The organism is Acinetobacter sp. 24-47-67, assembly GCF_056779735.1.
Map to the genome: position 1 here is coordinate 329,866 of NZ_JBWYIK010000002.1, position 9,637 is coordinate 339,502.

At 39.2% G+C, this 9,637-nt stretch carries 8 protein-coding genes; 2 read left to right on the plus strand and 6 right to left on the minus strand.

Going from position 1 to position 9,637, the window contains the following annotated elements; all coding sequences use genetic code 11:
• Positions 1 to 4: 4 nt before the first annotated feature.
• The gene (locus AC1M9K_RS05510; protein WP_092768367.1) at positions 5 to 823 is read right to left on the minus strand and encodes a hypothetical protein; all 819 of its coding nucleotides are present in this window, start codon (positions 821 to 823) and stop codon (positions 5 to 7) included.
• 99 nt (positions 824 to 922) lie between these two features.
• On the opposite strand from AC1M9K_RS05510, the gene gspE reads away from it, so the two are divergent.
• Together gspE and AC1M9K_RS05520 are read left to right on the plus strand one after the other, a co-directional pair.
• A complete protein-coding gene (gene gspE, locus AC1M9K_RS05515; RefSeq protein WP_481588729.1) occupies positions 923 to 2,410 on the plus strand; it encodes a type II secretion system ATPase GspE in 1,488 nt (495 codons plus the stop codon).
• Between the two features lie 614 nt (positions 2,411 to 3,024).
• On the plus strand, positions 3,025 to 4,722 hold the full coding sequence (locus tag AC1M9K_RS05520; protein ID WP_481588730.1) for a DUF4394 domain-containing protein: 1,698 nt from the start codon (positions 3,025 to 3,027) through the stop codon (positions 4,720 to 4,722).
• A 317-nt stretch (positions 4,723 to 5,039) separates the two neighbouring features.
• On the opposite strand, the gene AC1M9K_RS05525 is transcribed toward AC1M9K_RS05520, so the two are convergent.
• From AC1M9K_RS05525 to AC1M9K_RS05545, 5 genes are all read right to left on the minus strand, one after another.
• Positions 5,040 to 5,465 (minus strand): organic hydroperoxide resistance protein, encoded by a 426-nt coding sequence (locus tag AC1M9K_RS05525; RefSeq protein WP_481588731.1) that lies wholly within the window; start codon positions 5,463 to 5,465, stop codon positions 5,040 to 5,042.
• 108 nt (positions 5,466 to 5,573) lie between these two features.
• Complete coding sequence (locus tag AC1M9K_RS05530; protein ID WP_481588732.1) at positions 5,574 to 6,401, minus strand: carbon-nitrogen hydrolase family protein; 828 nt, start codon at positions 6,399 to 6,401, stop codon at positions 5,574 to 5,576.
• A gap of 38 nt (positions 6,402 to 6,439) precedes the next feature.
• Positions 6,440 to 6,946 (minus strand): anti-anti-sigma factor GigB, encoded by a 507-nt coding sequence (gigB, locus tag AC1M9K_RS05535; protein ID WP_035268529.1) that lies wholly within the window; start codon positions 6,944 to 6,946, stop codon positions 6,440 to 6,442.
• A gap of 112 nt (positions 6,947 to 7,058) precedes the next feature.
• The gene (gigA, locus tag AC1M9K_RS05540) at positions 7,059 to 8,027 is read right to left on the minus strand and encodes an RsbU family protein phosphatase GigA (RefSeq protein ID WP_481588733.1); all 969 of its coding nucleotides are present in this window, start codon (positions 8,025 to 8,027) and stop codon (positions 7,059 to 7,061) included.
• A 117-nt stretch (positions 8,028 to 8,144) separates the two neighbouring features.
• Positions 8,145 to 9,119, minus strand: a complete 975-nt coding sequence (locus tag AC1M9K_RS05545) for an MlaA family lipoprotein (RefSeq protein WP_481588734.1) — start codon at positions 9,117 to 9,119, stop codon at positions 8,145 to 8,147.
• Positions 9,120 to 9,637 lie beyond the last annotated feature (518 nt).

Consider the following 9,637-nt stretch of genomic DNA (forward strand, 5'->3'; position numbering starts at 1 on the left):
CCCCTTAGAAGAATGAATCAAACATGTTAAATAAAGTACTACCTGGGGCACGTGCTGGATTGACATAAATTACATCACCAGCCAATGGTGGGGTGCGATTTTCAATACGAATACGTGCTGGTCGATCCATCCCTTCGTGAATGACTTTAATTTGTGACGTCCATAATCGCTCTGTACTTTCACTATAAAACAAAGGCAGGGCAGGAACAGGTACATTCATTCGATCGAAACGGAGTTGATGTCCACTGACATTGTGAAAGTCAATTGGAGTGACTGCACGAAATGCACGTGGACGAAGTTGTTTGAGTTCTGTTCGACCATCAACTGAAGTGGCGTAACACATTTCACCACTGCGTTGATCAGGTCCGAACCATGTATCTTTAGGCATAATGACCGGTATATCGAATAATGGGGTCTTTTGACTTTCGACATAACCTGAAAGCCACAGAGGGGTACTAATATAAAGCGTGCCACGTTGACCAGCTGGAATGTAAATTGGGTCTACAGGACGGATCACCACAGATCGATCTGCAAGACGTGGTATCAATTGAATTTTAGGGTGAGTTTCCCTGAACATGTAACGTTCTACATGCACTGGACGAGGAAATGAAAAATGGGGGTCATCCATTTCCTGCCACTTTTGTTCGTAGTCGTATTGAATTTGAGGACGGTAGTACTCCATGCGCCATTCTTGTAAGCCACGAGTGAGTCGAAAGAGCAATGAACCAAATTGCCAAGCACGCACTTGATTGAGTTCAAAATGCTGCTCACCCCACCATCTTAAAGTCGAAGGGTTTTGCTCAAGTTTCTGATCTAGTGACAATAGGGAATATCCTTAAATAAATTCATTAAAAAACTGTCTTCACGCTGTCAAATGCTTAGAGTACACTCGAGGTAATTTTAATCATGATTATCATCCCTTATGCAAGTACTTAAACAAATACAAATACCGTATAGTTTTGCAAAAAAGCATGGCGTTTTGTTGCGTTATGAAGGGGATCAAGTTTTTATTGTCCGTCGTCAAGATACTGCTTTGGTTGCTTTGCAAGAAGCACGCCGTTACGTGGGGCGTACAGCCCAATATCAATTGGCGACTGAACAAGATTTTAGTCAGTTACTCAGTTCAAGTTATGCTGGCGAGACAGGCGAGTCTCAGCAAGTGGCTGCTGGTTTAGAAGATCATCCTGACTTGTTAAGTTTAGCCGATCAAGTACCTGAAGCAGAAGATCTGATGGATCAGGAAGACGATGCTCCGATTGTTAGATTGATTAACGCATTATTGTCCGAAGCCATTCGAGTGAGTGCATCAGATATACATATTGAAGCTTTTGAAAAAAAGTTATCGGTTCGTTTACGTGTTGATGGGCAACTTCGAGAAATCGTGCAACCACGTCGTGAACTTGCCCCATTGTTAGTTTCACGTATTAAAGTAATGGCAAAACTTGATATTGCTGAAAAGCGAATTCCTCAGGATGGTCGTATCTCTTTACGACTGGCTGGTCGTGAGGTGGATGTCCGTGTTTCGACTTTACCCTCTTCACATGGTGAGCGCGTAGTAATGCGTCTTTTAGACAAGCAAGCAGGCCGTTTAAATATGACCCATTTGGGTCTGATGAAAGATGATTACGAGCGATTAACCCAATTAGTGCATCGTCCTCACGGTATCATTCTCGTGACCGGACCGACAGGTTCTGGTAAAACGACGACACTTTATGCTGCACTCTCGGATTTAAATGATGGATCTAAGAATATTTTGACCGCGGAAGATCCAATTGAATATCAACTTGAAGGTATTGGACAAACTCAGGTTAACACTAAAGTGGATATGACATTTGCGCGTGCATTGAAAGCGATGCTTCGTCAAGATCCCGATGTGGTGATGGTGGGGGAAATTCGAGATTTAGAAACTGCAGAAATTGCTGTGCAAGCATCTTTGACGGGTCACTTGGTATTGTCGACGTTGCATACCAATACTGCGATTGGTGCAGTGACGCGTTTAAAAGACATGGGAATTGAGCCATTTCTTCTGTCGAGTTCTTTAATTGGTGTGATTGCGCAACGATTGGTTCGTACTTTGTGTTCGCATTGTCATAGTTGGCGTGCCGCGGATGACTTTGAAAAAGAAATTTTTAAGAATGTCCATGATGGTATTGCGCTCAATCTGCCTCAACCAGAGGGGTGTGAACATTGTGCGCATACAGGTTTTAGTGGTCGTACCGCCATTTATGAAATCGTCCCTGTTGATGATGGAATGCGCCGTCTGATTCACGGGAATGCTGCAGAGTTTGAAGTTGAAAACTATGCTCGCCAGCAGTCAGGTTCGATACGTGATGATGGATTACGAAAGGTGCTTGAAGGTAAGAGTACATTAGAGGAAGTACTTCGAGTAACAAATGAAGCGGCGGAGTGATTCAGAGATTATTTAATAATTCTCGATAAAACGAAGAAGCGCTGATTTGAAATTAAGCTCGAAAGCTGAGGATTCAACAAAAGAGCTCAATTATAATAGTTGGGCATTTCGCATTCGCATAAGGTAATGAATTACATTAATAAATAAAAATAATTTTGAATAAGGTTTATAAGGTGAATTATAGGAATATTTATGAATTATCTTATGTCAAAACGCCATTACAGTAAGACATCTCACTAAAATTATTTTACAAAATTAAAGATTATGTAATATTTAGATTTTGCAATGTGATAATTTAATTTTGCATTTGGTTTCATACTTAATGTAAAAAATCTGTGAAGTATTACCAAATAGATCTAACAATACAAAACAATAGCTATAAAACATATATTTACTAAAAAATAATAAAAACATATGGTTAATTAACATGCGACAGACATTGAACTTGAAGATCTACATTTCTATGTATTCTACATGCTTAACTATAGAATGATCCTTTCCAAGTCTAAAGATACCTCGACGTGTTTCTCAGCAAAGCTGAGTTGTTTTACATATTGAACCGTGTAATCAGAAGTTCTTCAAAATCAAATATCAGTAATTAAGGAAAATTATACATGGAACTCAAAACACTCATCTGCACCCTCACCGCACTCGGTGGTATCGGATTAGTTGGATGTAATGATTCAAATTCATCTGAGCCTATTCCTCCAACAAATGCTACTGGTAATCTCTTGGTACTGACCAGTGACGGTATGATTAGCTCACTCAATCACGACCAACCTAGTTCGCTGATTTCAAATATTAAAATTTCAGGTTTAGTTTCTGGGGATCAGCTGGTTGGAATGGACCATCGTCCAAGTGATGGAAAGTTATATGCAGTAGGTTTGTTGGGTAATATTTACACGTTAAATCCAAGTTCTGGAGTAGCAAAATTCGTTATTAAAATGACAGCTGATCCAGCAGATACGACAGATGGTAATGCAGCTTTTAGTAAAATTACTTCCAATCCTGATGCGCTTAGCGTGAATTTCAACCCTGCTGCGGATCGTCTAAGAATTATTGGTCAAGATGGTCAAAACCTAAGAGTTAATGTTGATACAGGTCTCACCATCACCGATGGAGAAATTAGTCGGGTTGGTGATGCTACAACCGAAGTAAGTGCCGCAGCTTATACCAATGCTTTTGCTGGAACGGCAAGTACAAAATTATACAGTATCGAATCTTCGACAGATCGCATTTATCTGCAAAATGCAAATGCCGGAACATTAGGTATCTCTGCACCCTTAGGTCAGGATGTATCGAATAACGGTGGTTTTGATATAGACCCAATAAATAATATTGGTTTTGCTGCATTAAAAGTCTCGGGTGCATATAAACTATTTCAAGTTAATCTTGCTCAAGTCGGAACGACCAATAACGCTATTTTTGAGACAAGCGACTTGCCTAACGAATATCGTCAAACCTCCATTCGTGGGATTGCGCTTAATCGAGCAGAAGAAACCACTTCAAAAGGAATTGGGTTGACCAATAATAATTCTTTAATTAGATTTGAAATCAATAGTCCAAATGATACGACCGAACAAAAAATTACAGGCGTATTGGTCAATGAAAAATTCGTAGGTATTGATTTTAGATTACGTACTGCTACTGATAAATCCGATACACTATATGGTTTAACTAATCAAGCAAACTTGTATACCATTAACCCAAATTCTGGTGCTGCAACACTTGTGACTGCACTTAAAGCAGGCACGGGTAGTAACTTTAGTACTCTAGACGGCACACAGTTTGCTGTTGACTTCAATCCAACGGCTGACCGTTTAAGAGTCATCAGTAATTCAGGGCAAAATCTGCGAATCAATGTCGATACGGGTGAAACCATTCAAGATGGCAAAATTAATGGGATCACAAATGCAGTGATTAGCGCTGCGGCATATACCAACAGTTTTAAAACACCTATTTCAGCTCTTAGCACCGAATTATTTAATCTAGATCAGGCCAATCAGTTACTGACGAAGCAAGTTCCACCCAATGATGGAACATTGGTGAGATTAGGTAGTCTTGGCGTGAACTTAAGCTTGAATGATGGTTTCGATATTGCTGGTGGTGATAATGGATTAGCTCTAGCGGCGATAAGCAACAATAATGGTGCTTCTATCCTATACCGTATAGATCTAAATAGCGATACAGCACTTACAACTCCTCGTGCACGTCCAGCTATTTCCGTTAATGGGACGCCTAGTGTTATGAAGTCAATGATCGGCTCAATTACAACGCCCGCCTTAATTGACTTAGCAATACTTTTTAAATAGTTTACTTGCTAGATTAAAAGAGTAATAGTCAAAAAGACATATGTACTTTTGAATTGATATAGTTGAAGACGGAAATTTTGGAGATACTGAACTAGTTAGTGGAGGTATCTCCAAATCACTATTTTTCTTTAAATTAAGCTGCAGGACTGATTACTGCAAGCTGAGGCAAAGAGTCATTATTCCTTTAGATACACATAAATCTACTTGATCCCACCTAATATAAAATTTCTTTTTCTAAGTTGAAATTAACTTATAACCACAAAAAAGCTGAGATGCATATGCATATCAGCGTGATTTTTAGGATTGAAACAACTGGATCAAACAATCACATTCAAGGTCACATCAATATTGCCACGTGTTGCATTTGAATATGGGCAAACGATATGAGCAGCATCTACCAGCTTTTGAGCTTCCTCTTTATCCAAGCCTTCCAGATGAATATTTAAAGTGGCTGCTATTCCAAAACCAGTTGGAATAGGACCAATACTCACTTCGCCTTCAATATAAGCATTTGGTGTGATTTTCAATTTATCGCGGTTGGCAACAAATTTCATCGCACCTAAGAAACATGCAGAATAACCAGCAGCAAATAATTGCTCTGGATTTGTTCCACCACCGGGACCACCCATTTCTTTTGGTACAGCGAGCTGAACATCTAAAATTTGATCTGATGATGTAGCACGACCATCACGCCCACCAGTAGCTTTTGCATGTGCGGTATAAACAACTTTTTCTAATGACATGATTCCTTCCAGATAGAGTATAGGTGAATATCTATACTCTCTGATTTAAAAGGAATGATAAGCGGTAATTTTGTAAAGCTTGGTATTCAATTTTTATGTCTGAGCAGGTCAAAGCTGAATAAGTTTACGATGCTGAATTAATGGCATCGATTCTCTAATTTTTTTCTGTGCATCGATGTCAAACGGAACTGTAATCATTTGAGCACCTTCTTCAGAGATGATATCTAACAATTGACCACGAGAATTCGCAGCACCAGAGTGACCCCAGGTTTGTCTTTTTTCACCGTGCCACCCTTGTTGAGCTGAGCCTAAAACTTGGCATTGACTATCCATGGCACGAGCTTGTAAAAGTAATTGCCAGTGCATTTGACCTGTCGTGTAAGTAAAAGCAGAAGGTGCTGTTAAAATATTTGCGCCTTGTGCGCGCAGCTTTAAAGCAAGTTCAGGAAAACGAAGGTCATAGCAGACCATTAAACCAATATTGCCAAATGGAGTTTTAGCAATGACGGTTTGATCACCTGGTTCAAAATACTTAGATTCTTGATATCCACCTACCGCATCACCGACTTGAACATCGAATAAATGAATCTTGTCATAACGTGCTTCTGTCTTTTCAGGGCTAATACAAAGACTGGTTGTTCTGACACGACTATCTGGCACAATGGTGCCGTCTGGGCGAAAAGGACAGGGGAGTGTCCCAGCAACAATCCACATTTGATATTGATGAGCAAGTTGTTCTAAACGAGATTGTATTTCTTCAAATCGTTCAGCAGTCTCACGCTGTTTGCCTGCCGCAAAACAAACGAAATTCTCCGGGAAAACGATCAAGGAGGCCCCTTGATTCTTACTTTTTGCTAACAATGATTCAATGACTTGAAAGTTATTTTCAATATCATTTTGGGAGTTCATTTGGGTGACAGAAAGTAAGGTTGTCATGAGGTTCTCCTTAAGCGCTCAGTATGCTTAAGAGAATATCAGATGCTGTGATCGATGGTATCTTGTTGTTGTTCTAATTGCTTAACCAAAGGCTCGAACATATTTTGATTATCAGCATTTAATTTCATTAATGTACGATGAGCATCTAATACAGTTGAAAGCATTGCATTATGTGTGATGTGTTCGTCCAATAAAGCGCGCGTGCACACATTCGGATCTCCGCAATAGTTTAAAATTACGAAAACCTGACCAAGACCCATACTGTTCGCAAGTGTAGTGATATCTGGGTTAGTAGATAACATAACAGCTTGAACTTGATGCACTTGTTTGAGCTTTAATCCTAGTTTTGCGAGGATTCCAAGCACAGTACTGTCTATGAATGTAGTTTGGGTTAAATCAACAATTGCGCCTACGACGTTTTGTTGTTGTTCAATCCGAGATAATAATTTATCAAGGCTTATACAAGATTGAGCGCGCACTTCTCCAATAAGTTTGAAAATGTGCGTACCATCCAAGCTTGCATATTCAACATGACCTGTTGACATATAAATGCCATTTGCAGAAAGGATGCTAAAATTATCACATAGCGCAAGTCGATACTCAAGTAGTCTTCAGTCGTAGATCGATTTCTAAACAGCTACACTATTGATTATTAACTTAATTTAGACGTTGGAAGCTGAGTATTGCAATATCATCTGCAACATGTTCAGGAACTTCGAATGATTGATTTTGCAAGTGATAGACCAATTGGGTGAATTGTTCATTCAAACCACCATCAAAAGGTTCAAGCGCACCATCTGAGCAAATAATAAAACGAGCTCCACGATTCAACGTACATTCAAACTCTTCAATTTCGAGGTCTTCAGTAAGCCCTAAGGGGAAACTGCTGGTGTTGAGGATACGAGCATCCTGATTAGGTTCAAAGATAATTGCTGGAGGGTAATGCCCTGCGCTGGACCACTTAAGTTGGTGGGTCTCTAGATTCAATGTGCCTGCAATCATTGTAATATGCTTTTCAATGTTCTCTTGCAAAAGCATGCCATTAAGTTTTTTGAGAAGTTCTCGTGGGGTTTTCGATCTACCGTGAAATGCAGCCATCCAAGAGGTAAGAAGTGAGCTTGTTACACCATGTCCAGAAACATCCGCGAGATAAAATAAGATTTCACGATCACTGAGTTTCCAATAATCATACCAATCACCAGATAAGTAAGCTGACGGTTGAAATAAAGTCTCGACTTTATAATTAAGTAGGTCGATTGGGTTGGGTAATAGTTTTTTTTGTAATTCGGCTGCGGAGGGCAGGTCGCGGCTGTCCTGATTACGTTTGTATTTTGCTTCGATTTTAGCAATCGATTTTGCGAGGTCTTTTGGAAGACGATCCCAAATCCAGCCAGCGAGTGCACCAAGTTCCCATGCTTGCGAGAGTTGAAGTCCCTCATCTGCATGACCTATCACGATCGTAGGGAGAGTCCATTTAAATTGCAGAAAATCATTAACATCACTAATGGCAATGATGGTTGAATCGTAAAGATGAAGATCATCTATATGAATCATTTGTAAACTCGGCAGAGCCTCTAGAACGCTATCTAGAAGATGGATGTCACGAGTGGGTTGAATGAAATACATAGATGAAAGAATCAATCCTAAATGCTTTATTTATAAAACTATCTTAGACGAACTTATATCGAACGCCAAGTTAAAGTCTAAAAACAGAAGATTTAGACTTTAACTTGCATATGGCTTCTATTCGGATTCCATAGACTCATCCATGAAGGATTCATCATCTGAAAAATCATCTTCAATAAATAGCCCAGAACCCGTTTCTAGACCGCGTTTTTCAGCAATAACATAGTTTTTTCGTTGTAAGTAGGCATCACGCATTGCTGCATACTTGTCACCTTGCAAGACTTGTTCAATCTCTAAAAGTTGAGCACGTGTATCTAATGCGCTAAGTGCCCAGTCACTATAATAGATACGATCATGACCATCGAGTAAATATTTTTGAGGGCGTGCCTGACTATCTACTACGCGACCAACAGTATCACGGAAGGTGCTTGGTCCCATAAAAGGAAGAACGAGGTAAGGACCAGAAGGGACACCGTAATAGCCTAGAGTAGTTCCAAAATCCTCATCTTCCATTGGCAGAGATAAGCGACGTGCAGGATCAGCGAAACCAAGCGTTGTAATTGTATTTAATGTAAAACGACCAAACGTTTGTGCGGCACGTTTAAAGCGACCTTGAGCAACCTGATTTACAGCATTCCATGGCTCACCCAAATTGTCTCGGAAGCCACGTAATGAATCTCTAACTTGTTCTGGAACTTTATCAGCGTACTGCACGGCTATAGGGCGCAAGACATTTTGATCGACAACATCATTAAATGCGTAGATTTGTCTGTTTAAAGGTTGAAGTGGATCTTTTTCATTTTCAGGTAATGCTGCTGTTGCATTGACTTTGAAATTATCAATTTTTAAATTTTTTAAATCTTTGATAGATCCATTGGTGTTAACTGAATTTTCTAAAGCTGGTTGTGAAGCCTTAGCAATATCGTTGTTTAAAGGCTGGTTATTATCATTTGAGGTAGACAACTTATCAGATGTTGATAATGCAGTATCGTCAGCAATTTTATTGCCTGCAATCTCAGGTTGTTTGGCGTAAGCGGGTGCTGCTAAACCAATACTTAACATACTGACCCAAATAAGTTGAGAGTACTGCATAAAAACATCCTAGAATAAAAGCTGAATATTAGTCTTATTAAATAAATAGTAAGTACGAACAGAATAACGCCATTATAGCGAGAGTTGAAAGCAGTTTACTAAAGTATATTTGCACAAAAAATGTGAATTAACCGTGAAAAAAGAGTGATTTTGTAGAAAATATAATCACTTGTTAAGAAAATATAATTAAATTTTAAAAAAGAGGTTGCATTGGGAGAGGAATGCTGTAGAATGCACATCCATCGGCGGTGATGTTGATTAAAACTTGTTGAAAAACAAGGATTTAGCTGAATAGGTTGGATCTAAGTTTTGAGAATGAGTTAGAAAATAAATTAACATTGCTAGTTGACTTTCTGAAAAGAAAAGGTAATATAGCCGACCTAGCTTGATGTTGACGAAGCATTAAGAAGATCATTAAGAGATTATGAAGAACAACTTGTGTGGATTTTTACTGGTTGATTGATCGATATATATTATCATTGATGATTGGTAGAAATTTCTCGAAGTTTATTTGAGCA

What these genes read in the sequence shown, in the direction of transcription:
- gspE (WP_481588729.1), top strand. Translation starts at nt 923, where the DNA reads ATGCAAGTACTTAAACAAATACAAATACCGTATAGTTTTGCAAAAAAG.
- AC1M9K_RS05520 (WP_481588730.1), top strand. Translation starts at nt 3,025, where the DNA reads ATGGAACTCAAAACACTCATCTGCACCCTCACCGCACTCGGTGGTATC.
- AC1M9K_RS05525 (WP_481588731.1), bottom strand. Translation starts at nt 5,465, where the DNA reads ATGTCATTAGAAAAAGTTGTTTATACCGCACATGCAAAAGCTACTGGT.
- AC1M9K_RS05530 (WP_481588732.1), bottom strand. Translation starts at nt 6,401, where the DNA reads ATGACAACCTTACTTTCTGTCACCCAAATGAACTCCCAAAATGATATT.
- gigB (WP_035268529.1), bottom strand. Translation starts at nt 6,946, where the DNA reads ATGTCAACAGGTCATGTTGAATATGCAAGCTTGGATGGTACGCACATT.
- gigA (WP_481588733.1), bottom strand. Translation starts at nt 8,027, where the DNA reads ATGTATTTCATTCAACCCACTCGTGACATCCATCTTCTAGATAGCGTT.
- AC1M9K_RS05545 (WP_481588734.1), bottom strand. Translation starts at nt 9,119, where the DNA reads ATGCAGTACTCTCAACTTATTTGGGTCAGTATGTTAAGTATTGGTTTA.